This is a genomic window from Mesorhizobium sp. WSM4821, assembly GCF_055901555.1.
The window spans coordinates 3789151-3814040 of record NZ_CM148371.1 but is presented as its reverse complement, the minus strand read 5'-3'; the positions used below and the strand labels follow the sequence as shown (position 1 = coordinate 3814040).

Annotated in this window: 25 protein-coding genes; 11 read left to right on the top strand and 14 right to left on the bottom strand. The window is 63.9% G+C overall.

The window, feature by feature from the left end; genetic code table 11:
* Positions 1–92 precede the first annotated feature (92 nt).
* Entirely contained in the window at positions 93–1505 is a 1413-nt protein-coding gene (locus AC0NID_RS18445; RefSeq protein WP_473455086.1) for an FAD-binding oxidoreductase, read from the bottom strand.
* Positions 1506–1603: 98 nt separating this feature from the next.
* On the opposite strand from AC0NID_RS18445, the gene AC0NID_RS18440 reads away from it, so the two are divergent.
* On the top strand, positions 1604–2110 hold the full coding sequence (locus AC0NID_RS18440) for a thioesterase family protein (protein WP_473455088.1): 507 nt from the start codon (positions 1604–1606) through the stop codon (positions 2108–2110).
* 122 nt (positions 2111–2232) lie between these two features.
* Positions 2233–2430, top strand: a complete 198-nt coding sequence (locus AC0NID_RS18435) for a hypothetical protein (protein WP_127853331.1) — start codon at positions 2233–2235, stop codon at positions 2428–2430.
* Between the two features lie 93 nt (positions 2431–2523).
* Here AC0NID_RS18435 and AC0NID_RS18430 read toward each other — a convergent pair whose 3' ends face one another.
* The gene (locus AC0NID_RS18430) at positions 2524–3003 is read right to left on the bottom strand and encodes an Lrp/AsnC family transcriptional regulator (protein ID WP_473455089.1); all 480 of its coding nucleotides are present in this window, start codon (positions 3001–3003) and stop codon (positions 2524–2526) included.
* A gap of 89 nt (positions 3004–3092) precedes the next feature.
* Between AC0NID_RS18430 and AC0NID_RS18425 the strand changes: the two genes are divergently transcribed.
* On the top strand, positions 3093–3998 hold the full coding sequence (locus tag AC0NID_RS18425; protein WP_473455090.1) for an EamA family transporter: 906 nt from the start codon (positions 3093–3095) through the stop codon (positions 3996–3998).
* Here AC0NID_RS18425 and AC0NID_RS18420 read toward each other — a convergent pair whose 3' ends face one another.
* Entirely contained in the window at positions 3999–4904 is a 906-nt protein-coding gene (locus tag AC0NID_RS18420; protein ID WP_473455091.1) for a dienelactone hydrolase family protein, read from the bottom strand.
* A gap of 242 nt (positions 4905–5146) precedes the next feature.
* On the bottom strand, positions 5147–7459 hold the full coding sequence (locus tag AC0NID_RS18415; protein ID WP_473455092.1) for a glucose/quinate/shikimate family membrane-bound PQQ-dependent dehydrogenase: 2313 nt from the start codon (positions 7457–7459) through the stop codon (positions 5147–5149).
* A 217-nt stretch (positions 7460–7676) separates the two neighbouring features.
* Here AC0NID_RS18415 and AC0NID_RS18410 point away from each other — a divergent pair, with 217 nt between their 5' ends.
* Positions 7677–10436 (top strand): ATP-dependent helicase, encoded by a 2760-nt coding sequence (locus tag AC0NID_RS18410; protein ID WP_473455093.1) that lies wholly within the window; start codon positions 7677–7679, stop codon positions 10434–10436.
* Positions 10437–10454: 18 nt separating this feature from the next.
* Here the strand turns inward: AC0NID_RS18410 and AC0NID_RS18405 are convergent, their stop codons facing one another.
* From AC0NID_RS18405 to AC0NID_RS18385, 5 genes are all read right to left on the bottom strand, one after another.
* Positions 10455–11504, bottom strand: coding sequence for an ABC transporter permease (locus AC0NID_RS18405; protein WP_473455095.1), 1050 nt, complete (start codon positions 11502–11504; stop codon positions 10455–10457).
* A complete protein-coding gene (locus AC0NID_RS18400) occupies positions 11501–12298 on the bottom strand; it encodes an ATP-binding cassette domain-containing protein (RefSeq protein ID WP_473455096.1) in 798 nt (265 codons plus the stop codon). The genes AC0NID_RS18405 and AC0NID_RS18400 overlap by 4 nt, the downstream gene beginning before the upstream one ends.
* Positions 12299–12380: 82 nt before the next feature.
* Positions 12381–13394, bottom strand: coding sequence for a substrate-binding domain-containing protein (locus AC0NID_RS18395; RefSeq protein WP_473455097.1), 1014 nt, complete (start codon positions 13392–13394; stop codon positions 12381–12383).
* A 170-nt stretch (positions 13395–13564) separates the two neighbouring features.
* Positions 13565–14470, bottom strand: coding sequence for a sugar phosphate isomerase/epimerase family protein (locus tag AC0NID_RS18390; protein WP_473455098.1), 906 nt, complete (start codon positions 14468–14470; stop codon positions 13565–13567).
* A 2-nt stretch (positions 14471–14472) separates the two neighbouring features.
* Positions 14473–15501, bottom strand: a complete 1029-nt coding sequence (locus AC0NID_RS18385) for a Gfo/Idh/MocA family protein (protein WP_473455099.1) — start codon at positions 15499–15501, stop codon at positions 14473–14475.
* 198 nt (positions 15502–15699) lie between these two features.
* On the opposite strand from AC0NID_RS18385, the gene AC0NID_RS18380 reads away from it, so the two are divergent.
* From AC0NID_RS18380 to AC0NID_RS18370, 3 genes are all read left to right on the top strand, one after another.
* Positions 15700–16725: a LacI family DNA-binding transcriptional regulator gene (locus AC0NID_RS18380; RefSeq protein WP_473455100.1), complete on the top strand. Its 1026-nt coding sequence runs from the start codon at positions 15700–15702 to the stop codon at positions 16723–16725.
* A 165-nt stretch (positions 16726–16890) separates the two neighbouring features.
* Positions 16891–17094: a TMEM175 family protein gene (locus AC0NID_RS18375; protein WP_473455101.1), complete on the top strand. Its 204-nt coding sequence runs from the start codon at positions 16891–16893 to the stop codon at positions 17092–17094.
* 15 nt (positions 17095–17109) lie between these two features.
* Entirely contained in the window at positions 17110–17466 is a 357-nt protein-coding gene (locus tag AC0NID_RS18370) for a TMEM175 family protein (RefSeq protein WP_473455102.1), read from the top strand.
* Between the two features lie 6 nt (positions 17467–17472).
* Here AC0NID_RS18370 and AC0NID_RS18365 read toward each other — a convergent pair whose 3' ends face one another.
* Positions 17473–17754, bottom strand: a complete 282-nt coding sequence (locus tag AC0NID_RS18365) for a hypothetical protein (RefSeq protein WP_473455103.1) — start codon at positions 17752–17754, stop codon at positions 17473–17475.
* Between the two features lie 135 nt (positions 17755–17889).
* Between AC0NID_RS18365 and AC0NID_RS18360 the strand changes: the two genes are divergently transcribed.
* Complete coding sequence (locus AC0NID_RS18360; protein ID WP_473455104.1) at positions 17890–18756, top strand: SDR family NAD(P)-dependent oxidoreductase; 867 nt, start codon at positions 17890–17892, stop codon at positions 18754–18756.
* A gap of 3 nt (positions 18757–18759) precedes the next feature.
* On the opposite strand, the gene AC0NID_RS18355 is transcribed toward AC0NID_RS18360, so the two are convergent.
* The 3 genes from AC0NID_RS18355 to AC0NID_RS18345 all read right to left on the bottom strand — a co-directional run bounded on the left by AC0NID_RS18355 (position 18760) and on the right by AC0NID_RS18345 (position 20512).
* The gene (locus AC0NID_RS18355) at positions 18760–19188 is read right to left on the bottom strand and encodes a low affinity iron permease family protein (RefSeq protein WP_473455301.1); all 429 of its coding nucleotides are present in this window, start codon (positions 19186–19188) and stop codon (positions 18760–18762) included.
* An 85-nt stretch (positions 19189–19273) separates the two neighbouring features.
* Positions 19274–19915 carry a DapH/DapD/GlmU-related protein gene (locus AC0NID_RS18350; protein ID WP_473455105.1) on the bottom strand — a complete coding sequence of 214 codons (642 nt, stop codon included), beginning with the start codon at positions 19913–19915 and terminating at the stop codon, positions 19274–19276.
* Positions 19916–20023: 108 nt separating this feature from the next.
* Positions 20024–20512: a CreA family protein gene (locus tag AC0NID_RS18345; RefSeq protein ID WP_473455106.1), complete on the bottom strand. Its 489-nt coding sequence runs from the start codon at positions 20510–20512 to the stop codon at positions 20024–20026.
* A gap of 347 nt (positions 20513–20859) precedes the next feature.
* On the opposite strand from AC0NID_RS18345, the gene AC0NID_RS18340 reads away from it, so the two are divergent.
* Together AC0NID_RS18340 and AC0NID_RS18335 are read left to right on the top strand one after the other, a co-directional pair.
* Positions 20860–21438 (top strand): SCO family protein, encoded by a 579-nt coding sequence (locus tag AC0NID_RS18340; protein WP_473455107.1) that lies wholly within the window; start codon positions 20860–20862, stop codon positions 21436–21438.
* 92 nt (positions 21439–21530) lie between these two features.
* The gene (locus AC0NID_RS18335; protein WP_473455302.1) at positions 21531–22403 is read left to right on the top strand and encodes a 50S ribosomal protein L11 methyltransferase; all 873 of its coding nucleotides are present in this window, start codon (positions 21531–21533) and stop codon (positions 22401–22403) included.
* Between the two features lie 34 nt (positions 22404–22437).
* Here the strand turns inward: AC0NID_RS18335 and AC0NID_RS18330 are convergent, their stop codons facing one another.
* Positions 22438–22623 carry a hypothetical protein gene (locus AC0NID_RS18330; protein WP_473455108.1) on the bottom strand — a complete coding sequence of 62 codons (186 nt, stop codon included), beginning with the start codon at positions 22621–22623 and terminating at the stop codon, positions 22438–22440.
* Between the two features lie 240 nt (positions 22624–22863).
* On the opposite strand from AC0NID_RS18330, the gene AC0NID_RS18325 reads away from it, so the two are divergent.
* Positions 22864–24708, top strand: coding sequence for an aminopeptidase P family protein (locus AC0NID_RS18325; protein ID WP_473455109.1), 1845 nt, complete (start codon positions 22864–22866; stop codon positions 24706–24708).
* The last annotated feature ends 182 nt before the right edge of the window (positions 24709–24890 follow it).

Sequence of the window (24890 nt, the reverse complement as noted above, 5' to 3'; positions counted from 1 at the left end):
AGCAATCGATTGAAATCAGCCGCACTCTACCTGCATCGGCGTGTCGATAAAGAGGCAATTCCGTTGCCGATCGCCCCAAGGGCAAAGCGGCTCTAGTCGGCGGGCAATATTTTCCCAGGGTTCATGATGTTGAGCGGGTCGAGCGCCTGCTTGATCGTGCGCATGATGTCGACACCATGGCCGAGCTCGTGGCGCAGGAAGCCGACCTTGCCTTGGCCGATGCCGTGCTCGCCGGTGCAGGTTCCATCCATGCCGATCGCCCGCATGTTCAGCCGCGCGACAAACTCTTCCGTCAGCGCGATTTCCTTCGGATCGTCCGCGTCCATCAGCACCAGCACATGGAAATTGCCGTCGCCGGCATGGCCGACGATCGGCGCGATCAACCCCATCTCGGCGATGTCGGCCTCGGTCTCGGTGACGCATTCGGCAAAGCGCGAGATCGGCACGCAGACATCGGTCGACAGCCCCTTGGCGCCGGGTCTGAGCGTCAGCGACGACCAATAGGCGTCGTGCCTGGCCTTCCATAATTTCGTCCGCTCCTCGGCAACGCTGGTCCACAGGAACGGGCCGCCGCCATACTCGTCCGCGATCGTGCCGAAGGTCTCGGCTTGTTCGGCAACGCCGGCATCACTGCCATGGAATTCGACGAACAGGCACGGGCTCTCGGGATAGTCGAGTTTCGAATAGCTCTTCATCGCCCGCATCTGCAGCGCATTGACCAATTCGATGCGCGCCACCGGAATGCCCATCTGGATCGTCGCGATCACCGCGTTGCAGGCCGTCTCGACGCTGGGAAATGGACAGACGCCGCCGGAAATCGCCTGCGGAATGCCCTGCAGCCTTAGGGTCAGCTGGGTGATGATGCCGAGCGTGCCTTCAGAGCCGATCAGCAGCCGCGTCAGGTCGTAGCCGGCCGAGCTCTTTTTCGCGCGCTTGCCGGTCGTCACCGTCTCGCCGTCCGCCATCACCGCCGTCAGCGACAACACATTCTCGCGCATCGTGCCGTAGCGCACCGCATTGGTGCCAGATGCCCTGGTCGCCGCCATGCCGCCGAGCGACGCGTTCGCGCCCGGGTCGATCGGGAAGAACAGGCCGGTGTCGCGCAGATGCCGGTTGAGATCCTCTCGCGTCACGCCGGGTTCGACGGTGCAGTCGAGATCCTGCGGGTTGACCGCGAGGATGCGGTTCATCCGCGAGGTATCGACCGAGATGCCGCCGCCCGGCGCGTTGGTGTGGCCTTCGAGCGAGGAGCCGACGCCGAAGGCGATCACCGGCACGCGGTGCGCCGCACAGGCCGATACAATCTCCTGCACTTCCGCCGTCGTCTCGACAAACGCCACGCCGTCCGGCGCCTGGGTCGGGATGTAGGTGGTGGTATGCGCGTGCTGAGTGCGGATGGCCTCGCCGGTCTGGAATCGCTCGCCCAGCCGCTGCTTGAGGATGCCGAGCACCGCTGCGATCCCTTCCTCGTTGCGTTCGACCGGATTGAGGTCGCTCAAAGCCATCGATTCCTCCGCGAATGGACCAGTGCCCACCCTTGTTATGGATTTATGGATGCGTAGTCTCGCCTACCACGCTCTGTCCAGCCAAAAGGAAGTTTTCGATGCCCATCCCCGCCCCCTTCGTCTCCCGTGCCATGGACATCGAGAAGGACTGGATCGACTACAACGGCCATCTCAATATGGCCTACTACAACGTGCTGTTCGATCGCTGCTCCGACGAAGCGTTCGAGATGATGGGAATGGGGCTGGACTATGTGAAACAGCGGCGCCTGACCATCTACACGGCGGAAGTCCATGTCTGCTACGTCCAGGAGCTGCATCTCGACCACAAGGTCAATGTCGCCTTCCAGCTCCTCGACCATGACGACAAGCGGCTCAGGGCCTACCAGGAAATCCGCCATATCGACGGCTGGCTCGCCGCGACCTCCGAATCACTATCGCTGCATGTCGATATGTCGGGCCCGAAAGTGGCGCCCTTCCCGGCCGATGTCCTGGCCAAGGTGGAAGCCATGTGCGCCGCCCACGCGGCGCTGCCGATGCCTGAGCGCGCCGGCCGTTCGATCGGTATTCGTCGCAAGACGCTTGAACCGCAGTCGGGCCGCCGTTAACCTTACCGAGGTTTTAACGTGAACAAGCCGAATTGAGGCGTTGAACGACTCAGCGCGGCGTTGGAAAACCCTCCGGATCGGATTGATAGGGGGGCGGAGCTGAAGCGGTTCGGGGAACGTGCATGAAAACCGACATCAAGGTCGAGGCGGACAGGCTTGCGGCCGACCCACGCATCACCGACTATGATTTCTGGCGCTCGCTGAAGAACCTCAACAACGAGATTTTTCACATCGCCAACAACAACGAGCCGATCCCCTTCGCCATGATCCGCTGGCGCGCCATCCTGAAGCAGGCGCGCTCGAAGCGCGGGCATGCCTAGCTGTGGCAGTCAATGCCCGCCTCCAGCCTTGGTGGTTAGCGAAAGCCGACGCGACATTCGATCTCCCCCCTTAATTCTCACTCGCCCTTAGCATCAAGGCAGCCGCCTCACCGCCCCCAGCGGCGAACGCGCCACCACCGGCGACGACTGGATGATCGCGGTGTTGGTCATCGCAAACGGGATGATGCGGTCGATCACTCTTTCGAGTTCGGCCACCGAGCCGACATGCGCCAGCGCGATAAAACAGTCCTCGCCGGTCACCCGGTCGCATTGCGCGATTTCCGGCAAGTCGCGGATGATCTCGGCCACCACGGCCAATTGCCCCGGCACCGGCCTGATCCGCAGCCATGCCGACAGCTTCATGCCGAGCGCGGCCGGGTTGATCCGCACCGTGTAGGCCTCGATCACGCCGCTCCCCTGCAGCCGCCGGATACGCTCGGCCACGCTCGGCGCCGACAGGCCGACCGAGCGCGCCAGTTCAGCGGTGCTGGTGCTGGCATCCCTTTCCAGCAGGCGCAGGATTTTCAGATCGGCCGCATCCAGGTCGGCATTTTCGTTTCGAAGGCGTTTCAACGAAAACTCCTTGCTTTCAGGAAGATAACTACCTCTCTTGCTGATTATCGTCCATATAAACCGAAAAGATCGCCTGCGATAATGATCGCATGGAAGATCGGACACAAGCACCCGCCGCAATCCCCGCCCTCGCCGGCCCTGCTTTTGGCAAGCTGGCGACCTCGCTGCCGCCGCATGTCTGGTTCGGTGTCAGCGCCGTGTTCCACTATCTCGGGCCGGCTTTCGCCGTGCTGCTTTTCCCGCATGTCGGCGTGCTCGGCATGGCCTGGCTGCGCATCGTCACGGCCGCCCTTGCCTTCGCGCCGCTGACCCGGCCCTGGACGGTCTTCGCCCGCGCCGACCGGCCGACACGACTGCTGCTCGTCGCCTTTGGCGCCTGTCTCGGGGTGATGAATTGCTCCTTCTACCTGGCGCTCGACCGCTTGCCGATCTCGCTGGTCGCGGCGATCGAATTCGTCGGCACCATCGGCGTCGCGCTTGTCGGCGTCAGGAGCCCGCGCAATCTCGCGGCCCTTGCCGTTGCCGTCACCGGCACCTTGCTGCTGATCGATGTCAAATGGTCAAGCGACCCGATCGGCCTGTTCTGGGCCTTCCTCAACGGCGCGCTGTTCGTTGGCTACATCGTGCTTGGCCATCGCGTCGCCCGCGCCGGCGGCGGCGACGGCATTGCCGGCCTGGGTGCCGCCATGGCCGTCGCCTTCCTCATCGTGCTGCCGATCGGCTTCACCGATGCGCTGCCGGCCTTCTCGGCGCCGCCGCTGCTCATCGCCGCCATCGGCGTCGGCATCTGCTCGTCGGTCATCCCCTATATATGCGACCAGCTTGCCATGTCGCGGCTGCCGCGGTCGAGCTTCGCGCTGATGTTGTCGTTGCTACCGGTCACCGCTACGCTGATCGGCGTCATTGTGCTCCGCCAGATTCCGACCCCTACCGATTGCCTCGGCATCGCGCTGGTGGTGGCCGGCGTCGCTTTCCACAAACCGGCAAATGCCTGATCAAGCAAGCTTTTCCCTGAGGAAGGCGCTCGTCCGGCCCCAGGCGAGATCCGCGGCGTTCTTGTCGTAGCGAGCCGCGGACGTGTCATTGTTGAAGGCATGATTGGCGCCTTCATAGACATAGGCCGTGTACTCGACCTTGGCTGCATCGAGTTCCTTCTTGAAGGCGTCGATACCGGCATTGATGCGGGTGTCGAGCCCGGCATAATGCAGCATCAGCGCCGCCTTGATCTTCGGCACATCCTCGGCCTTCGGCTGCATGCCGTAATAGGCGACAGCGGCGACCAGATCGGGCGTGTTGGCAGCCAGCGTGTTCACCGTTCCGCCGCCCCAGCAGAAGCCGACCGCGCCGACCTTGCCGTTGCCGTCCTCGTAGCCTTTGAGAAAAGCGACCGTTGCGACCGCATTGGCAATGGTCTGCGCCGGATCGAGCTTGGAAATCTGGTCACGCGCCTTGTCCTCGTCGGCCGGCGTGCCGCCGAGCGGCGACAGGAAGTCCGGGGCGAGCGCCACGAACCCTTCCAGCGCCACGCGCCGCGCCACATCGCGTATGTGCGGGTTGAGTCCCCTGTTCTCATGTACGACGATGACAGTGCCGAGCTTGCCGGACTGGCCGGCTGGCTTGACCAGATAGCCCTTCATGTCGCCACCGCTGCCGGGATAGCTGATGTCCTCGCCCGCCACGCGTGAATCGTCCTCGGCGACGATCGCCGCCCGGGCCGAATTCGCCGCCAGCAGCGGTGCGATCGCAGCGGCCGCGGCACCTGATCCGGCAAGCCTGGTCAACTGTTCCATGAAGCGGCGCCGGTCGAGCGTCAAATGCGTGTATTCGTCATAGGCGTCGATCATCGCCTGGGTGATGGCAGGTCTCGTGACGGCCAGGCCGGCAGGGGTCGATTTTGTCATGGCGCTCTCCTCGGCTTCGGGAAACACCCCCGCCGCGCAAAATAGGGCAGAAGCCCACATGGTCCAGTCACGGATGAGTGAGGCCCGGCATGCAACGCGCTCCGCAACGTCCTCAGAATAATCCAAGAGGACAGCCGTGGCCTTATTTCGGCGCCGCCGCCAAAGCCTGTCTGCTGATGTCGGCATGAAAGCCGTGACGCGAATGCACTGGGCTTTAGACCATCTCGGGCTTTAACGAGGCCCTACTTCGGCAGCGTATAAGCCATCACATAGTCCCCCGGCTTGGTGCCGACCGAGCCATGGCCGCCGGCAACGATGACCACGAACTGGCGTCCGTCGGCGACCGTGTAGGTCATAGGCGTCGACTGACCGCCGGCCGGCAGCCGGATCTGCCAGAGCTGCCTGCCGGTCGTCAGGTCGTAGGCGCGAAGGTAATCGTCGACCGCGGCGCCCAGGAAAGCGACGCCGCCGGCGGTGATCATCGGCCCACCGATGCCTGGCACGCCGACCTTGAACGGCAGCGGCAGCGGCGTCATGTCGTAGACGGTGCCGTTCCTGTGCTTGTAGACGATCTTGCCGGTCCTTAGATCGGCGCCCGCGACATAACCCCAGGGAGGCGCCTGGCAGGGAATGCCGAGTGGCGACAGAAACGGCTTCAATATCACCGCGTAAGGCGCACCGTCATTGCGGTTCAGGCCCTGTTCGCTGCCTTTGGTGTCGCCCGGCGGCGGCACCTCCGCGCGCGGGACCAGCTTGGAGATGAACGCCAGGTAGGTCGGCATGCCGAACATCACCTGCCGCACCGGATCGACAGCGACGCCGCCCCAGTTGAAGGTGCCGAAATTGCCGGGATAGATCAGCGAGCCCTGTACCGAAGGCGGCGTGTAGCGACCCTCGTAGCGCAGGCCCTGCAGTTCGATCCGGCAGGCCAGCTGGTCGAACATGGTGATGCCCCACATGTCGGCGCCGGTCAGCGGCTTTGGATTGAAGCTGAGATCCGAAGCCGGCTGCGTCGGCGATGTGTGATCGCCCTCGATCGCGCCGCCCGGTGCCGGGACTTCGTTGACCGGGACGATCGGCTCGCCGCTGCGGCGGTCGAGCATGTAGAGGTCGCCCTGCTTGGTCGGCCCGACCAGCGCCCGCACCACGCCGTTGGGCGTGGTGATGTCGACCAGGGTCGGCTGCGCCGGCACGTCCATGTCCCACAGATCGTGATGCACGGTCTGCCGCACCCAGCGCAGTTGTCCGGTGGCGAGATCGAGCGCCGTGATCGAGGAGGAGAATTTCTCGACATTGGCGCTGCGTCCCATGCCGAGCTGGTCCGGTGTCTGGTTGCCGAGCGGCACATAGAGCAGGCCGAGCTTCTCGTCGGCGCTCGCCGTCGACCACATGTTGGGCGAGTTGTGTGTATAGGTCTGGCCCGGCGCCAGTGGCGTCGTCTGGTCCGGATTGCCCGAATCCCAGTTCCACAGCAAGGCGCCGGTGTCGACGTCGAAGGCGCGGATGACGCCGGACGGCTCCTCGGTCGAATAATTGTCGTTGACCGCGCCACCGACGATGATCTTGCCGCCTGATATCAGCGGCGCCGAGGTCGAATAGTAATAGCCCGGCTTCGGATAAGGCATGTTGGCGAGCAGGTTCAGCGTGCCGCCCTCGGCGAATGCGGGACAAACCTGCCCGTTGGCCGCGTCGAGCGCGATCAGCCGCGCGTCGGATGTCGGCAGATAGATACGGGCTGCACAAGGCTGGCCGGCGGCGATCTTGGAATCCGCATAATAGGACACCCCGCGGCAGGTCTGGTGCTGGCGGTTCTTGTCCAGCTTGACCTGTGGATCGTAGCGCCACTTCTCCTCGCCGGTCGCGGCGTCGATGGCAATGGCGAAATTATGCGGCGTGCAGATGTAGAGCGTATCGGCGACCTTCAGCGGCGTCACTTGGTAGGTCGTCTCGCCGATGTCGTCGGGCCCCTTCACGTCGCCGGTGCGGTAGGTCCAGGCCGGCTGCAAATTGGCGACGTTGCCTGATGTGATCTGGTCGAGCGGCGAATAGCGCTGGCCGTATTGCGTGCGGCCGTAATAGTGCCACTCGCCGGCGGGCACATTGCCGCCGAGATCGGCGGTCGGCGTGATGTTGTCGGCGTTGAGTTGGCCGGCAATATCTTTTGGGTCTGATGTCATCGAATAGCCGGCGACGCCGAGCGATGCCAATACCGCGAGGATGAGCGGCGCCCGGCCGTCTGGGCCGGTGAGCCCACGCCGCGCCCATGGCGTCAGCAGCCACAGCGCCACAAGCACGATGACGCCGCCGCGCGGGCCGAGTTCCCACCAGTCGAAGCCTATCTCCCAGACCGCCCAGCAAAGCGTGCCGATGACGATCGCCGCGTAGAGCCACAGCGCCATGGACTTGCGCCTGTAGAGCAGCCATGCGGCGACGATGACGGCCAGACCTGTGATGACATAGTACCAACTGCCGCCCAGCGAAGCTAACCAGATGCCGCCGCCGCCGAGCACGAGGCCGATGAGAAAAAGGATGAGGGAGGTGATGACGACAGCCAAGACGATGCTCCTTCGACTGGTGCGCTCCGCCACACGCCCATGGGCAACCTCGCATTGCGCTCCCACCCCGACGCAACTTTCTCCGACCTGCCATGCCTGTCAAGCAGGCCAGGCGCCATAGGTTGTGTGCTACCGGATTACAGGTCCCCGGCCTGGATCGAGAACAAAACGGAGACACTTCTGGCCTTTCGCCGCCGAATCACTACATTCGGGGGCGATGTCCGGCTTTTCGGAAGACATGCCCTTTTTTGACGAACCGAATGCGCGGCCCGCGGCCCCGTCCGGCATCGCCGCGCGCGCCATGGCTGCCCGCAGCGGCCACAACAACGCGCCCGACTATCTCAAGGGATTGAACCCCGAGCAGCGGCTGGCGGTGGAAACCACCGAGGGCCCGGTTCTGGTGCTGGCCGGCGCCGGCACCGGCAAGACGCGGGTGCTGACCACCCGCATCGCCCACATCCTTGCCACCGGCAAGGCCTTCCCTTCGCAGATCCTCGCCGTCACCTTCACCAACAAGGCCGCGCGCGAAATGAAGCAGCGGATCGGCCTGCTGATCGGCGAGGGCAATGTCGAGGGCATGCCGTGGCTCGGCACCTTCCATTCGATCGGCGTGAAGCTCTTACGCCGCCACGCCGAGCTTGCCGGGCTGAAATCCGATTTCACCATTCTCGACACCGACGATGTCGTGCGCCTGATCAAGCAGCTCATCCAGGCCGAGGGGCTGGACGACAAGCGCTGGCCGGCCAAGCAGTTCGCGCAGATGATCGACGGCTGGAAGAACAAGGGGCTAGGCCCCGCCGACATCCCCGAGGGTGACGCCCGCAGTTTCGCCAACGGCAAGGGCCGCGAACTTTACAAGGCCTATCAGGAGCGGCTGCAGACGCTGAACGCCTGCGATTTCGGCGATCTCCTGTGCCACCCGATCCGCATCTTCCGCGCTTATCCGGACGTGCTGAAGGAATACCACGAGCGCTTCCGCTACATCCTCGTCGACGAGTATCAGGACACCAACACAGCGCAATACATGTGGCTGCGGCTCTTGGCGCAGCGGCCGGGATCTCCACGAAGCAGCTCTCCGAGCGGTCGCCCTCCCGGCTTTCACAAATCAGTGGTGGTCGATAGGACAGAAGCCGGCAACTACAGGCCGCCAGCTCCTGAAGAGGAGCCACAAGAGCACGGCTATGAATGGGATGCTTCGGCCGAAGGCCGCAAGCCCGACCGGGCGTCCGAGCCGTTGCGAGGCCCCCGCGAAGGGCCCGCGCCGGCAGGCGCGGAACAGCCCGTGAGCGATAACAAAGTAAATATCTGCTGCGTCGGCGACGACGATCAGTCCATCTATGGCTGGCGCGGTGCAGAGGTCGACAACATCCTGCGCTTCGACAAGGATTTTCCCGGCGCCACCATCATAAGGCTGGAGCGCAACTACCGCTCGACCGCGCACATCCTCGGCACCGCCTCCCACCTCATCGCCCACAATGAGGGCCGCTTCGGCAAGACGCTGTTCACCGAAAAGATCGCCGAGGACGACGAGAAGGTGCATGTCCATGCCGCCTGGGATTCCGAGGAGGAGGCCCGTGCCGTCGGCGAGACCATCGAGGCCTACCAGCGGCAAAAGCACAATCTCAACGATATGGCGATCCTTGTCCGCGCGTCCTTCCAGATGCGCGAATTTGAGGACCGCTTCGTCACGCTCGGCCTCAACTATCGCGTCATCGGCGGCCCGCGTTTCTACGAACGCCTCGAAATCCGCGATGCGCTGGCCTTCTTCCGCGTCGTCGCGCAGGGCGCCGACGACCTCGCTTTCGAGCGCATCGTCAACGTGCCGAAGCGCGGGCTTGGCGAAGCCACCATCCGCCAGATTCACGATACCGCCAGGGCGTTGCGCATCCCGATGCTAGAGGCTGCGGAAAAACTCGCCGAGAGCGATGAGTTGAAGCCGAAGCCACGCGCCGCACTGCGCGAGGTCGCCGCCAATTTCGAGCGCTGGCAGAAGGCGCTGGAGACCACCCCGCACACCGAGCTTGCCGAGACCATCCTGGAGGAGAGCGGCTACACCGACATGTGGAAGAACGACCGCTCGGTGGAAGCGCCCGGCCGGCTGGAAAACTTGAAAGAACTGATCCGCTCCATGGAAGAGTATGAATCGCTGCGCTCCTTCCTCGAACATGTCGCACTGGTGATGGATGCCGAGCAGAACGAATCCCTCGACGCCGTCAACATCATGACGCTGCATTCGGCCAAGGGCCTCGAATTCGAGACGGTTTTTCTCCCGGGCTGGGAGGAAGGCCTTTTTCCGCACCAGCGCTCGCTCGACGAAGGCGGCCGCTCCGGGCTCGAGGAAGAGCGCCGCCTTGCCTATGTCGGGCTGACCCGGGCCAAGAAGAACCTGCATCTGTGGTTCGTCTCCAACCGCCGCATCCACGGTCTGTGGCAATCGACCATCCCGTCCCGCTTCCTCGACGAGCTGCCGGAAGCCCATGTCGAAGTCGCCGAGAGCGGCAACAGCTACGGCGGCTACGGCAACTCGTATGGCGGCGGCTCGTTCGCCTCGGGGCGCGGCGGTCGCCAGAATCCCTATGGCGCCTCGCGCTTCGACAATATCGGTGCGGAAAAGTCCGGCAGCTTCTCCAACACCTATGCGACGCCGGGCTGGCAGCGCGCGCAGGCGAACCGCACCGAGGCGACCGACCGCAACTGGGGTTCGCGCTCCGGCCATCAGGTCGAGCGCATCGGCTATGGCGAGACCGACTCCGGTTATGGCGCCGGCCGCACCTCGGTCAAAGGCCGCACCATCGATGGCGAGTTGGTCGCCAAATCCGTCGCCGACACGCCGTCCGCCTTCAGTGTCGGCGACCGCGTCTTCCACCAGAAATTCGGCAACGGCAACATCTCGGCCATCGACGGCAACAAGCTGACCATCGACTTCGACAAGGCCGGCCAGAAACGCGTGCTGGACGGGTTTGTCACCGGGGTGTGAGGGGTCCCGCCTGCCTCTTCACCGATACCGCGCCTGGTTCCATTTGTGGCCGAGCAGCGACAGGATGATGATCAGCCCGTTGAAGAACTGGACGTAGAAGCCGCTCAGGCCTGCCGCCACGACGCCGGTCTGGATGAAGGAGACGGTGACCGCCCCGATGGCGCCGCCGACCACGGTGCCGATGCCGCCCCAGGTCGGCGTGCCGCCTACGAACACCGATGCCAGCACCGGCAAAAGATAGCCGTCGCCGGCCGTCGGCCACCAGGTGAAGTTGATCATCACCGAGAAGGTGCCGGCGATCGCTGCCCCGATACCGACGAAGACGAACACTTTCACCCTGACGCGCTTGACGTCGATGCCCATCTGCTGGGCGCTGTCGGGGTTGTCGCCGACCACCTTCACCTGCGCACCGAAGCGATGCCTGTTGTAGAGCAGCGCCGACAGCACGACGAAGGCGATGGCCCAGAAGATCTGCACCGGAATGCCCCAGATCTGGCTGGAGAAGACCTTGTAGGCCCAGCTGTCGGCAAGGCTGGTCAGCGCCGTCGACTTGCCCTCATTGATGATCTGGATCAGGCCGCGCAGCAGGAAGTTCATGCCGAGCGTGGCGATCAGCGACGACAGCCCGCCATAGACGACCAGCGACCCGACGAGGAAACCGAGCAGCGTGCCCGTTGCAATGGCGGCGGCGATGCCGAGAAATGGATCGTAGCCGGCCTGCACCACCAGGGCGAACACCCATGAGGCAAAACCCATCGTCGCCGGAAACGACAGGTCGATCTCGCCGCAGGTGACGACGAAGACTAGCGGCACCACCACGAACAGCGCCACCGGCAGCGTGGTCAGCACCGAACTGTAGAGATACCAGGTGGTGAAGACGACCGGATTGGCGATCATGAACACCGCCATCATGACGATGAACACGGCAAACGTGCCGAGCGCGGCGCGGTTGTCGAGGATGAAGCCTCGCAGCCAGTTGTCGGACGGATGTCTCCACTCTTTGCCGGCGGCCTCATTATGCGTGCCGCCAAGCGGGCTCTGCAGATCAGGTTCCATTGTCTTGCTCACCGCGCTGCCCTCCCGGCGTCGCCAGCGTCGTGCAACCCGGCCAATCCGCCGGGGTGTGCGACGTCTTCCATGAAGTTGATGAGGTCTTCGGCCGACTTGACTTGGCTGCGGTCGGCGGTGAGCGCCACCTTGCCGCGATCCAGCACCACGAAGCGGTCGGCAATGTCGAAGACGTGGTGGATGTTGTGGCCGATGAACAGGATCGAGCGGCCGCTCGCCCGCACCTGGCGCACGAAGTGGAAGACCTTGGCCGTCTCGGTCAGCGACAGCGCCGTCGTCGGCTCGTCCAGGACGATCAGCTCCGCCTTCTTATAGATGGCGCGCGCGATCGCCACGCCCTGGCGTTCGCCGCCGGAGAGCTGGCCGACGATCGATTGCGGCGTGAACACTTTCGAGGTGAAGCCGATCTCGCGCATCAGCCGGCTCGCCTCCTGGATTTCCTTGTTGACTTTCAGCCAGCCGAGAAAGCCGGTGAGCTCGCGGCCCATGAAGATGTTGCGCACGATCGTCTGCTGCACGGCCAGCGCCCGGTCCTGGAACACCGTCTCGATGCCGGCGTCGCGTGAGCGCGCCGCGCTCCATCCGGTCACCGACTTGCCGCGGACCAGGATCTCGCCGCTGGTCGGCTTGACCACGCCGGACAGGATCTTGATCAGCGTCGACTTGCCGGCGCCATTGTCGCCGATCAGGCCAACCACCTCGCCACGGTCGACGCTGAGATTGACCCCGCCCAGCGCATAGACCTGACCGTAGGACTTCTTGATATCGCGCAGTTCGATGATGCGTTCGGCCATCGGATCCTCGCTTGAGTTCGTGCCGGCGTCCTCGCCAGCGGCCCCGCCGGCCGGGCTAAATCCCGGCCGACGGCTTGGGAGGTCAGCGCAGCGCCTGCTTGGCGAGTTCGGCGACGATCTCGTAATTGTCAGGCGTGACGAAACCGGCGCCGGTGTCGACATTCATCGGCGCGAGGCCCAGCACCGCCTGCTGGCAGAGGCTGAGGATCGGCAGATAACCCTGCAGGAACGGCTGCTGGTCGGCCGTCAGCTGCACCCAGCCGCCCTTGAAGCCCTCGACGATCTGCGGGCTTGTGTCGAAGCCGAAGTTGAAGATATCGCCCGGCTTCCTGCCCGCCGCCTGCATGTAAGTCGGGACGTTGCCGAGCATTTGTCCGCCGGGATAGCCGACCGCCTTGACGTCCGGATTGTTGAGCAGAGCTGCGGTGATCACCGGAATGGCGAGGTTGGGGTCGGACGCCCATTCGCCGCTTGGCGGCGACGAAAGCTGGATGACCTCGATGCCCGCCTCTTTCAGGGCTGCGACCGTGCCGCGCTCACGCGCGCCGCGGCTCTCGTTCTCGAACGGGCCGATCATGATCGCCTTGTCGCCGGCCTTGAGCCCGGCCAGCTTGAACGCCTCGGCGCCGAGCGCGCGGCCCTGCTCTTCCTGTTGGGCGCCGACATAGCCGCCGCCGAACGCCGCCGTGACCTTCGGCACCGGCACGTTCTGGTACATCATCCTGATGCCGTCCTTGTGCGCCTGTTCGGCCAGCGGCATGATCGAGGCATCGCCCGGGTGGCCCATCATGGCGATGCCGCCGGGCTTGACCGCGACCGCCTCGCGCAGTTGCTGCACCATCTTCTCCACATCCCACTGGGAAAAGATGTAGTCGACCTTCGGCCCAAGATCGGCCTCGGCCTGCTTGGCGCCATTATAGACGATGGTGCCGAAGGCGTCGCCCTCGGCGCCGCCGACGAAGAAGCGGATGTGGACGTCCTTGCACCATTTTGCATCGAGCGCCTGGGCGGGCAAGGTGGAGATTGCGGCGGCGAGCGCCGTGGCGGCCGCCGCGACGGTCGAGCGCAGAACTGTCCTTCTCATCGTGATGCTCATGCACTTATCCTCCCTTTGTTCCCTCGCAAGCCGAGGGGTTTTCGACGATTGCTTCGGCTACCCGCCGCAATGCTCCGCTAGCCGGCTCCTCCCGCCGGCTTTGAGATCTTGCTTTGATGCATGTCGTTATCGCAAAACCGCTACGCACTTTTGCGCGACATGCATCGGCCTCACGCCGGGTTCGGCAGATAGGTCGCACCTCCCCGGCACTGCTTGAGATAGTCCAGCGCCCGCGCCTGGCCGGTGATCTCGAGATCGTCGCGATAGACCGGATCGTGCCAGCCCTCGATGTCGATCGCGCCCTTGTAGCCGGCCAGCCGCAATTCGCTGATTACCCGCGTCCAGTCGCTGTCGCCGAAGCCCGGCGTGCGCATTTGCACGAATGGCAGCCGGCCGAACACGCCATGCTCGCGGATCACGTCCCAGCGCACCGTCGCGTCCTTGCCGTGCACATGGAAGATGCGCGTCGCCCATTTGCGGATCTGCGGGATCGGATCGATCAGGTAGACGAGCTGGTGGCAGGGCTCCCATTCCAGGCCGATATTGTCATCCGGCAATTCGTTGAACATCAGCTCCCAGGCGTCCGGATTGTGGGCGATGTTCCAGTCTCCATCAGCCCAGTTGCCGTCCATGGCGCAATTCTCGAAGGCGATGCGCACGCCCTTGTCGGCGGCGCGCTTGGCCAGCGGTCCCCAGATCTCGCGGAAGCGCGGCAGGCTGTCGGTCAGCTTCTTGCCGCGGACACGACCGGTGAAGCCGCTGACCATCGAGGTGCCGAACAGATGCGCGTTGTCGATGGCCGTTTCCCAGGCGTGAAGCACGCCGCGATCGACATCGCCGCTTTCCAGCGGATTGCCGAAGACGCCGAGCGAGGAGACGACGACGTCGGTGTCTCCGATCGCCTCGCGGATCTGGCCGGCCAGGCGTGGAAGGTCCTTGTCGCCCAGCGTCTGCCAGAAGAAGGGCTGGATGCTCTCGAAGCCGAGCGGCAGGATCGCCTTGATATAGGCGGCCGGGTCGTCGAGATTGGCCCGCACCATGGTGCCGATCCTGATGTCGAGAAGCGGGTTTGGCATCGTCATCCTTCCTGCGCGATCGCAACCCGGCGCCCGGTTTCGGCGCTTTCGATCGCGGCAAAGACCATGGCCAGGCTCTTGATGTTGTCGGCGCCGCCCGTCTCCGGCTCGCTGCCGGTTTCGACGGCGCGCACAAAATCCTGGATGATGCCGAGATGACCGCCGATGCGGTCTCTCGGATCGAGCGGCGGCACGGCGAGCGGCTCGGTGCGATCGAACAGGCCCTCGCGGATGGGCCGCGCGACTTCCGCCCTCAGCCCGTCCTCACCGTCCCAGACCAGGCTGCCGCGCTCGGCGACGATGCGCCACGTGCTCTCCCAGCTGGTGCGGAACCCGTCGGCGCACCAAGAGCCGGCATAGGTGAACAGTCTGCCGCCGCCGAGCTCGAAGATTGCGGTGGCCGACGATCCCTGCCGGTACCAGGAATTGGCCGGCTCCCATTCCTGGCAATAAACGCTCGCCGGCGCGCCGCCGACCATGTAGCGGGCGGCGTCGAAAGTGTGGATCGCCATGTCGAGCAGCAGGACATGGGCCATCTCCTCGCGAAACCCGCCGAAATGCGGGGCGACGAAGAATTCGGCGTGGATGCTGGTCGGCGCACCGATGGCGCCGGAGTCGAGAAAGCGCCGTATGCGCCTGACATTGGCGACATAGCGGCGATTCTGGACGACGGCATGAACTCGGCCGGCGCGCCGGGCAGCCTCGACGATGGCGCGTGCGTTCTCGGGGCTGTCAGCAAGCGGCTTCTCCGTCAGGAGGTGGCAATGATGGGCAAACGCGGAGAGCGCGACCTCGCGCCGGGCCGCCGGAACCACGACGTCGAACACCGCGTCGGGCTTGGTCTGGTCGAGCACGGCGTCAAGATTGGTTCCGATGGTAGCGCCGGCAAGCTCATATTCGCGCGCCCTCGCCGTCGCCCTGTCGGCGTCTAGGTCGACCAGGCCAACGATAGCCAACCCGTCGATCTGCCTCGCCGCTTCGAGCCAGTGCTTGCTCATCGCTCCGCAGCCGACCAGGACGACATTCATCATCCAGCGCTCCTCCTCCGCTCGGCCCCTCCAGACCGATCGCGTCACGGCATTCACGGCATCACCGTAAACGTTTTTCCGTAAACGTTTACGAGAACACACCCGTAGGCGTAGAATGTCAATTGGCCGCTCGCGAAAATCACCTTATCGCCTTGGCCTGAAGAGCGGCCGGTGATAGCCAGGTAAGGGGAGAACCGTCCTTTGGCGTCCAGCATCCACGACCTTGCGCGTCACCTGAACATTTCGATCGGCACCGTGTCGCGTGCGCTCAACGGCCGCGCCGACGTCAACGCCGATACGCGCCAGCGCGTGCTCGACGCGGCGGCAAAGCTGAACTATTCGCCGAACCAGTCCGGCCGCAGCCTGCGGCGCGGCGCCACCCACTCGATCGCCTTCATGCTGCAGCCCCACCCGGGCGACCAGCAATATGGCGAGCCGTTCTTCATTCCATTCCTGACCGGGCTGCAGGCGAAACTCGCCGAAAGCGGGCTCGACCTGATCGTGGTGATGGGAGCGCCGGGCGACTATCAGCAGGAGCGCCTGCGCCGGGTGGTCGAGACGCGCCGGGCCGATGCGGTGGTGCTTGCCTGGACGCGGCGCGAGGACGAACGCATCGACTATCTGACCAGGGTCGGCTTCCCCTTCGCAACGCTCGGCCGCAGCCGCTCCGGGGGGAAATCCTACCCCTCGCTCGACCTCGATTTCGAAAAGGCCGGGGCCGACGCCGTCGATCGCCTCGTTGCGCGCGGCCACCGCCGCATCGCCGCCATCCGCCCGTCCCTGAACCTCAATTTCGGCTATCTGTTCCTGGCCGGCTATCGCAAGGCCCTGGGGCGGCACGGCATAGAGGTCGACCCTGGGCTGATCGCGGAAGGCTTCATTAACGAGGCCGGCGGCTACGAAGTGACGCCGCAGGTGATGCGCGCCAAGGACCCGCCGACCGCGGTCATCTTCAACAATGACGCGATGGCGCTCGGCGGCTGCAAGGCGCTTGCCGAGATGGGCGTCAAGCCGGGCCACGACATTGCGGTGATCGTCATCGTCGACACGCCGCTGTGCAGCTATTTTTCACCGGCGCTGACCGCCTTCCGCCCTCCCCTGGAGCCGATGGGACGGCGGCTGGCCGAAATGCTGCTGGCCTCGATCCCGGCCTTCGCCGGCACCGAAGGCGCGCGGATCATCCGCGAGGTCTGGCCGCTGGAGCTGATCGCGCGCGACAGCGATTGATATGGCTGCACTCATTCTCGCTGCGCAGGAGTTTCCCGGCCGGCTCGATCACCTCGCTCGTGCTGGCAGCGGCCTAAGACGCCGAACGGCTGAAAGACGGCGCCAAGCCTTCCCTCCAGCCACTTCGATCGCCTAGGATGAAGCAAGCGCAGCAGGGGAGAACCCATGGGCAAGGGACGGGTCGAGGCATTCACCGATGGCGTCATGGCCATCATCATCACCATCATGGTGCTGGAACTGAAGGTGCCGCATGGCGAGGATTTTTCCGCCCTGGAACCTCTATGGCCGATATTCCTCAGCTACGTGCTGTCGTTCATCTATGTCGGCATCTACTGGAACAATTTGCACAACATGTTCCACACAGTGTAGCGGGTCGATGGCAGGGTGCTGTGGGCCAATCTGCATCTGCTGTTCTGGCTGTCGCTGCTGCCCGTCACCACTGCCTTCATGGGCGAGAACCATTTCGCGCCGGTGCCTGTCGCCGTCTACGGTGTCGTCCTGGAGCTTTGCGCGGCCGCTTACTTCATTCTGGTCGTCGCGCTGCACCGGCTGCATGGCAACGACACTGCATTCGCCAGAGCGGTGGGCGCCGACCGCAAGGGAAAGATCTCGGTGGTCCTCTACATCGCCGGCATCCTGCTGACCTTCGTCAATCAATGGATCGGCGTCGCGCTCTATGTGCTGGTCGCCATGATCTGGTTCGTACCGGACAAAAGATTCGAGAGGCAGATCGGGAAATAGGCTCTCCTATCCTCGCATCGCCTTCAACTTTTCCGCGACCGAAGCGGCCAGATCGGCGTAACGCTCCTCCAGCCGCTCGGCCGCCTTGATCACCGAAAAATCATGGCCGAATTTTTCCAGCGCCATGCGCAGCTTCTCGACGAACTCCGCCTGTTTTTCGAGTGCCGAAAACAGCGTCTTCACTTGCGTTTCGCTGATGTCGGGATTGGCGAGCATTTGCGACACTTCGCGGCCCATCTGGTCGCCGGTGGCGGTCTGTTCTTTCAGGATCTCGATCCAGTCGGTCAATCGGTAAATCTCCTTGCTTGGGCGGACAGCATGCGCAGCGCCCGCCGATGCGGTCAACCCGAGGACGCCAAAGTGGGCTTGCGCGAACCCCTCGCCGCGCTAAGTTCGGAACAGCTTGAACGAGGACACTCCCCCATGACCGCCGACGCCGAAATCCAGACCGCCTTGCCTGCGCTTGCCTTCGGCAATGTCGCCGTCATCACCGGCGGCGCCAGCGGTATCGGCCTCGCCGCGGCCAAGCGGCTGGCGGCAATGGGCCTGAAAATCGTGCTGGCCGACATTGGCGGCGCGCGGCTCGATGAGGCTGCCCGCGCCGTTGCCACGATTGCCGGCGACAACGCGGTACTCGCTGTCGCCACCGACGTCGCAAAAGCCGACGAAGTCGACCGGTTGGCGGAGAAGGCATTCGGCACCTTCGGCGACGTGTCGCTGCTGATGAACAATGCGGGCGTCGGCAACAATCCCGGCAAACCCTGGGAGAACCGCGACGCCTGGAAGCGGCTGCTGGATATCAACTTCTGGGGCGTCGTCCACGGCGTCGAGGCCTTCGCGCCGCGCATGCTGGCCACGGGGAGTCCTGGCCTGATCGTCAACACCGGCTCCAAGCAAGGCATCACTACGCCGCCCGGCAACCTTGCCTACAACGTTTCCAAGGCGGGCGTGAAGACCTTCACCGAAGGCCTGGCGTACGCGCTGCGCAACGAGCCCGGTGCCAACATAGCCGCGCATCTGCTCATTCCGGGGTTCACTTTTACCGGCCTGACCGAAGGCGCGACCGAAAAGCCCGCCGGCGCCTGGACCGGTGAGCAGGTGATCGACTTCATGCTGGCCGCGCTGATGCGTGGCGACTTCTACATCCTCTGTCCCGACAACGAGGCGACGCGGTCCATGGACGAAAAGCGCATGGCCTGGGCGATCGGCGACATCATCGAAAACCGCCCTGCCCTGTCGCGCTGGCACCCGGACCATAAGGAGGCTTTCGCGGCGTTCATTGACAGCTGACGCTCACGCTGCGCGCGTCTTCGAGCCGCGTTTTTGTGCCGCCGCTTTCTTGACGGCATCCTCCGCGATCTTCCGGTCATGGCGCTTTGCCGCTTCTTCGCACTTGGCGCGAATCTCCTCGACCTCGGATTCGGTCAGGTGCTCGATGCCGATAAAGGAGTTGTGAGCCTTGCCGACCCGGATCAACTCGTCGAGTTTCGTCTGGATCGCCGTGCCATCACGGTTCTGGGTGTTCTGGATGAGGAACACCATCAGGAAGGTAACGATCGTAGTGCCGGTGTTGATGATGAGCTGCCATGTGTCCGAAAAGCCGAAAATCGGCCCGCTCATCGCCCAGGCCGCGATGATCAGGCAGCAGATGGCAAATGTCGACGGCAGACCGGCAAGATGGGCGACGTAGTTGGCGGCCTTGGTGAAGTGCTTCTCGATCATGGCAGGGAGAAACATCCGGCAACCGCTCCGGGTTCCCTGAATAGACGGATTTCACCACACAAAACGTGCACACGCCCCGCGAAGATCAGGGGCTGTCGTATTCCCAGCGATCGAGAAAGGCCTCGATAGACAGCGCCTGCATGTCGGGAATGGCCTTGGCCAGTTTTTCGACCGGCCAGTCCCACCAGGCGAGGCGTTCGATCCGCGCGGCAACATCCGCGGCGAAACGCTGCCGCAACGGGTTGGCCGGAACGCCGGCAACGACGGCATAGGCCGGCACATCGCGCGTCACCACCGCATTGGCGCCGACGATCGCGCCATTGCCGATGGTCACATCAGGCATGATCACCGCGCCATGGCCGATCCAGACGTCGTGGCCGATGCGTACGGCTTGCGCCCGCCGCCGTTCCCGGAACGCCGCATCGACGCCCAGCCAGCGAAAATATTCGTTCGGCCGGTAGCTGACCTTGTGCTGGGTCAGCCGTTCGATCGGATGCTCCAGCGCGTTGATGCGGCTGTTTGCGGCGATCGAACAGAATTTGCCTATTGTCGTGTAGATAGCCTCGGCGTGACGCTCGAAATAGGAGAAGTCGCCGACCGATACCTCGCGCAGGATGACCCGCTCGCCGATCGAGGCGTAGCGTCCAAGCTTGCATGCCTTCAATTCCGCGGTCGGATGAATGCGCGGCTCGGAATCCTTGGCGACAAGATTTTCGGGACGGTCCATGCCGGCGGCTTTACTCCCGCGCAATTGCTCCCGCAAGGCGGTAGCAATTGTCGCGTCGCCGATTGGTCCCGCAAGCGGGACCAATCGTCCGTCACCTGTTGCGAGAGCCTATTTCGGCTTGCCGTTGGTCCACACAACATTTTGGCCGTAGAGCGGTACGGTGGTGACCGACATTTTCGCCGAACCGTCCTGCACCTGGCGCGAATGCGACAGGTAGATCAGCGTCTCATTGGTTTTGTCGTAGATGCGGTTCACCACCTGCTTCTTCCAGATCAGGCTGATGCCTTGCTTGAACACCTCCTCGCCGGCCTCGCTCATGTCGATGTCGCCGATGGTGATCGGCCCGGTCTGACGGCAGGAGATCGAGGAATCGGACGGATCCTCGAACCAGTTGCCCTTCTGCAGGCGGTCGATCACGCCACGGTCGAAATAGGAGACGTGGCAGGTCACGCCTTCGACCTTGGGGTCCTTGATCGCCTCGACGATGATGTCGTTGCCGAGCCAGTCGACGCCGACCTTGCCGACCTCCTGGGCGACAGCCGCACCGGCGCCGACGGCAAGGCATGCGGCCAAGGCGCCGCCGATTAGTTTTAGCAAGGAAGCCTCCTGCGGTTCGAGTTTTGCCGACCTCAGGTGGGACGGGCGGCAGCGCTTTGCAAGCAGATCACCTTTTGACCGGAATGCCGGTTGCGGCAACGCGACATCTTTGCGTGCACGAGGTCAAACCGTTAAGAGTGTTCGCCGAACAGGCTCCATGGCGCTGAGAGACTGTTTCGAAATTCGCTCTGGCGAGTCATATGGTAGTGGTTTCGAGAACCGGAGCGCAGCGGACATCTGGGTCCGTGAGCACCGGAAGCGCAGAAAACGCCATCAGATGGCCGCCAGAGTAGAGTTTCCAAACAGTCTCTGATACGGGCCATGAAAATCACGACGGACACCAATTGATGATGCGTTCAATACTGGTCGGCATTCTCGTCCTGATGGCGGCAGGCATCGGCTGGCTTACCTTCGACTGGTACCGCGGGCATTACGGCGGCGAGCCGTTCGGCGCGCCGTTCACGCTAGTCGACCAGAAGGGCGCTCCGGTCACCGAGGCCGCGTTTCGCGGCCAGCCCAGCGTCGTCTTCTTCGGCTTCACCCATTGCCCGGAAGTGTGCCCGACCACGCTGTTCGAACTGGCCGGCTGGCTGAAGACGATGGGGGACGACGGCAAGAACGTGCGCGCCTATTTCGTCTCGGTCGACCCGGAGCGCGACACGCCCGAAGTCATGAACGCCTATATCAGCAATTTCTCCGAACGCATTCTTGGCATCACCGGCGAGCCGGACAAGGTCCACGCCATGGCCAAATCCTTCGGCATCTATTCCAAGAAGGTCGATACGGGCGACGGCGACTACACGATGGACCACACCGCCTCGGTGCTGCTGCTCAACGCCAGGGGCGACTTCGCCGGCACCATCGCCTATGGCGAGAGCCCGGAGACCGCCATCGCCAAGCTGAAGCGGCTGGCGGCGGAAGGTTAGTGCATGATCCCGAAGAAGCATGCCCTCGGGCCCGACCCGAGAGTGCGAACAGGTTTTCGGATAAGATCATGCTCAAACCAGACCACCGTTTGATGACCCAGACGCGGCTTTATTTCACCACCGGCAAGAGCGAGGCCGACCGCATCTTCGCGGCGTTCGAAGCGGCCTTCGAGGACGAAGGCCTGCCGATCGCCGTGCTGGAGGTCGATGAGGATCGCGACATCCACGAAGTGTCGCTCTACGCCGACGGCGATGTCGATGCCATCGAGGCGCGGGTGAAGGACATTCTCGCCGGGCTTGACCTTTCGCGGCCGATCGCGCGGGAGGCTGTGCCGGATGTCGACTGGGTTGCGCGCTCGCTGGAGGGATTGAAGCCGGTGCGTGCCGGCCGTTTCTTCGTTCACGGCGCGCATGACCGCAGGAAGCGCCGCAGCGGCGAACTCGCCATCGAGATCGAAGCGGGTCTCGCCTTCGGCACCGGCCATCACGGCACCACCGCCGGCTGCCTTGAAATGCTGGATCAGATCGTGCGGCGCGAGCGCCCGCGCAACGCGCTCGACCTCGGCACCGGCAGCGCGGTGCTAGCCATTGCACTGGCCAAACTCGCGCATATTCCGGTGCTGGCGACCGACATCGATCCGGTCGCGATAAAAGTCGCCGCCGCCAATGCGCGGCTCAACCACGTCAAGGCGCTCGTCGAATCGGTAACGGCGCCGGGCTTCCACAATCCGATCTTTGCCGCGCGCGGCCCTTTCGACCTCATCGTCGCCAACATACTGGCGCGGCCGCTGATGCGATTGGCACCCGAAATGGCCAGGCATACAGCCCTGGGCGGCTCGATCGTGCTGTCGGGCATTCTCGACCGGCAGCGCGACGCGGTGGTCTCGGCCTATGCGGGCCAGCAGTTCCGCCACGTCAGGACTTTGCATCGCGAGGGTTGGGTAACGATTCACCTCAAGCGGTGACGCGCAGCACCTTCAAAGCGCACCGCAAGTTCGCTCAGACGTAGGGCGACCTTGCCGTCTTCTTCAGTTCTTCGCGGTCGTAGCCGTGCGCTTTCAGCGTTTTGTCGTCAAAGCCGAGCAGAACGCCGCTCACATATCGGCTCGCTTCGCGCTGGCGCGCTTCGATGAGGGCGTTCATGGCGCTTCTGAAAAATCCGCGTCTGGCTGAAATCGTGGACATGATGGTCTCCTTTGCAGGGCAATAGGACTCTTTCCTCCACGCCAAAAAGGTAGGCTCTGCCGGCCTGTTTGAAAATCGCTGATTCTGCATGGCGTCTATGCGCAAAAGCGATGCTGCTGGACCGCATCCAGCCGGCGCCGCGCATCCCTTGGCATAAAACCACAGCGCTTTGATTGCGCGTGATCCTTTCCAAAAATCGGACTCATGCGCTACGGTCACACCAGCATCCGAGGAGGCCACATGTTCCAGAGCTTTGATTCCGCCGGTGATCCCGCCGTCGGCAAGCCGCGTGTGGCGCTGCTGCGCCAATGGCTGGCGGCCAACGGGCTGGATGGCTTCATCGTGCCCCGTGCCGACGAGCATCAGGGCGAATATGTCGCCGACCGCTCGGCTCGGCTGAAATGGCTGACCGGCTTCAGCGGTTCGGCCGGCATCGCCATCGTGCTCGGCGACCGCGCCTTCATGTTCGTCGACGGGCGCTACACGCTGCAGGTCCGCCAGGAGGTCGATCTCGACATCTTTTCGATCGAAAGCCTGGTCGACAATCCGCCCGCCACCTGGATCAAGGACAATCTCGGCAAGGGCGTGCGGCTTGGTTTCGACCCGTGGCTGCAGACGATCGGCGATGTGAAAGCGCTGAATGCGTCGGCAGAAAAATCGGGGGCGACATTGGTGCCGCTCGAGAAGAATCCAATCGACGCCATCTGGGAGAACCAGCCCGATCCGCCGCTGGCGCCGGTCGAGCTCCATCCGATCGCCTTTGCCGGCGAACTGGCCAAGGACAAGCTGGCGCGGCTGGCGTCGGCCATCGGCAAGGACTGCGCCACCCATGCCGTGCTGACTGACCCATCCTCCATCGCCTGGGCCTTCGACATCCGCGGCGGCGACGTGCCGCATACGCCGCTGGCGCTCGGCTTCGCCGTGCTCGCCGCCGATGGCTCGCACCTGCTTTTCATGGACCAGCGCAAGTTTTCGCGCACCGTCGCGGCCTATCTGACGCAGCTCGCGGAATTGCACGAACCCGGTGAATTCGAAGCGGCGATCGCTGCATTGGCCAAGGGCGGCGCAAAAATCGCTCTCGACCCGGTGCTGGCGGCGGAGAAGCTCAGGATCCTGGTCGAGGACAATGGCGGCACCGTCATTGCCGCGCCCGACCCTGCCCGCATTCCACGCGCGACGAAAAACCAGGCCGAGATCAACGGCGCCCGCGCCGCGCATCGCCGCGACGGCGCCGCCATTGCCAAGCTGCTCTGCTGGCTCGACCGTCAGAAGCCCGGCACCCTCGACGAAATCACGGTCGTCACTAAGCTAGAAGAGTGCCGCCGCAGCACCGGCGAGGAAACGCAGATGCCGCTGCGCGACGTGTCCTTCGACACTATCTCCGGCGCCGGTCCGAACGGCGCCATCATGCATTACCGCGTCTCCCACGCCACCAGCCGAAAACTCGGAGAAGGCGAGCTGTTCCTGCTCGATTCCGGCGGGCAGTACCAGGACGGCACCACCGACATCACCCGCACCGTGCCGATCGGCCAGCCGACCGAGGAAATGCGCGAACGCTTCACGCTGGTGCTGAAGGGCATGATCGGCATTTCCACGCTGCGCTTTCCCCAGGGGACACGCGGTTCCGAAATCGACGCGGTGGCGCGGCTGGCGCTGTGGAAACACGGTTGCGATTTCGCCCATGGCACCGGCCACGGCGTCGGCTCCTATCTGGCCGTGCATGAGGGCCCGCAGCGCATCGCCAGGACCGGCACCGAAAAGCTGCTCGCCGGCATGATCGTCTCCAACGAGCCCGGCTATTACAAGGAGGGCTCCTACGGCATCCGCATCGAGAACCTCGTCCTGGTGACACCGGCCGAGCCGATCGAGGGCGGCGACATCGCCATGCACGGCTTCGAGACGCTGACGCTGGCGCCGATCGATACCAGGCTGGTGCGATCCGACCTGTTGACGCGCGACGAGCTGCACTGGCTCGACGAATACCACGCGCGCGTTCTGGCCGAGATCGGACCGATGCTCGACGGCGAAACGCTGGCCTGGCTGGAAAATGCAACCGCACCGCTGCCGCACGACCTCAAGCAGTAGCGGGCGGTGTTGACCTTCGTTGAGATTGGGAGGCACAAAAAAACCGCCTCGGTGGACGGTCGTTGGCGCAAATCAGCACCATGAATAAATTCCTAGCATAACTGCCGTCACCTGTCAAGTTAAGACTACTTTCTGTAGTGCACCCCGATTTTGAGACAGAAAAAATGGTAACAGTTTCTCCC

Excerpts from the sequence above, each read along its gene's own strand:
- AC0NID_RS18375 (WP_473455101.1), top strand. The coding sequence starts at position 16,891 with ATGGGCAAGGGACGGGTCGAGGCATTCACCGATGGCGTCATGGCCATC.
- AC0NID_RS18340 (WP_473455107.1), top strand. The coding sequence starts at position 20,860 with ATGATGCGTTCAATACTGGTCGGCATTCTCGTCCTGATGGCGGCAGGC.
- AC0NID_RS18350 (WP_473455105.1), bottom strand. The coding sequence starts at position 19,915 with ATGGACCGTCCCGAAAATCTTGTCGCCAAGGATTCCGAGCCGCGCATT.
- AC0NID_RS18440 (WP_473455088.1), top strand. The coding sequence starts at position 1,604 with ATGCCCATCCCCGCCCCCTTCGTCTCCCGTGCCATGGACATCGAGAAG.
- AC0NID_RS18410 (WP_473455093.1), top strand. The coding sequence starts at position 7,677 with ATGTCCGGCTTTTCGGAAGACATGCCCTTTTTTGACGAACCGAATGCG.
- AC0NID_RS18390 (WP_473455098.1), bottom strand. The coding sequence starts at position 14,470 with ATGCCAAACCCGCTTCTCGACATCAGGATCGGCACCATGGTGCGGGCC.
- AC0NID_RS18330 (WP_473455108.1), bottom strand. The coding sequence starts at position 22,623 with ATGTCCACGATTTCAGCCAGACGCGGATTTTTCAGAAGCGCCATGAAC.
- AC0NID_RS18425 (WP_473455090.1), top strand. The coding sequence starts at position 3,093 with ATGGAAGATCGGACACAAGCACCCGCCGCAATCCCCGCCCTCGCCGGC.
- AC0NID_RS18360 (WP_473455104.1), top strand. The coding sequence starts at position 17,890 with ATGACCGCCGACGCCGAAATCCAGACCGCCTTGCCTGCGCTTGCCTTC.
- AC0NID_RS18435 (WP_127853331.1), top strand. The coding sequence starts at position 2,233 with ATGAAAACCGACATCAAGGTCGAGGCGGACAGGCTTGCGGCCGACCCA.
- AC0NID_RS18400 (WP_473455096.1), bottom strand. The coding sequence starts at position 12,298 with ATGGCCGAACGCATCATCGAACTGCGCGATATCAAGAAGTCCTACGGT.
- AC0NID_RS18335 (WP_473455302.1), top strand. The coding sequence starts at position 21,531 with ATGACCCAGACGCGGCTTTATTTCACCACCGGCAAGAGCGAGGCCGAC.
- AC0NID_RS18385 (WP_473455099.1), bottom strand. The coding sequence starts at position 15,501 with ATGATGAATGTCGTCCTGGTCGGCTGCGGAGCGATGAGCAAGCACTGG.
- AC0NID_RS18420 (WP_473455091.1), bottom strand. The coding sequence starts at position 4,904 with ATGACAAAATCGACCCCTGCCGGCCTGGCCGTCACGAGACCTGCCATC.
- AC0NID_RS18395 (WP_473455097.1), bottom strand. The coding sequence starts at position 13,394 with ATGAGCATCACGATGAGAAGGACAGTTCTGCGCTCGACCGTCGCGGCG.
- AC0NID_RS18355 (WP_473455301.1), bottom strand. The coding sequence starts at position 19,188 with ATGATCGAGAAGCACTTCACCAAGGCCGCCAACTACGTCGCCCATCTT.
- AC0NID_RS18445 (WP_473455086.1), bottom strand. The coding sequence starts at position 1,505 with ATGGCTTTGAGCGACCTCAATCCGGTCGAACGCAACGAGGAAGGGATC.
- AC0NID_RS18325 (WP_473455109.1), top strand. The coding sequence starts at position 22,864 with ATGTTCCAGAGCTTTGATTCCGCCGGTGATCCCGCCGTCGGCAAGCCG.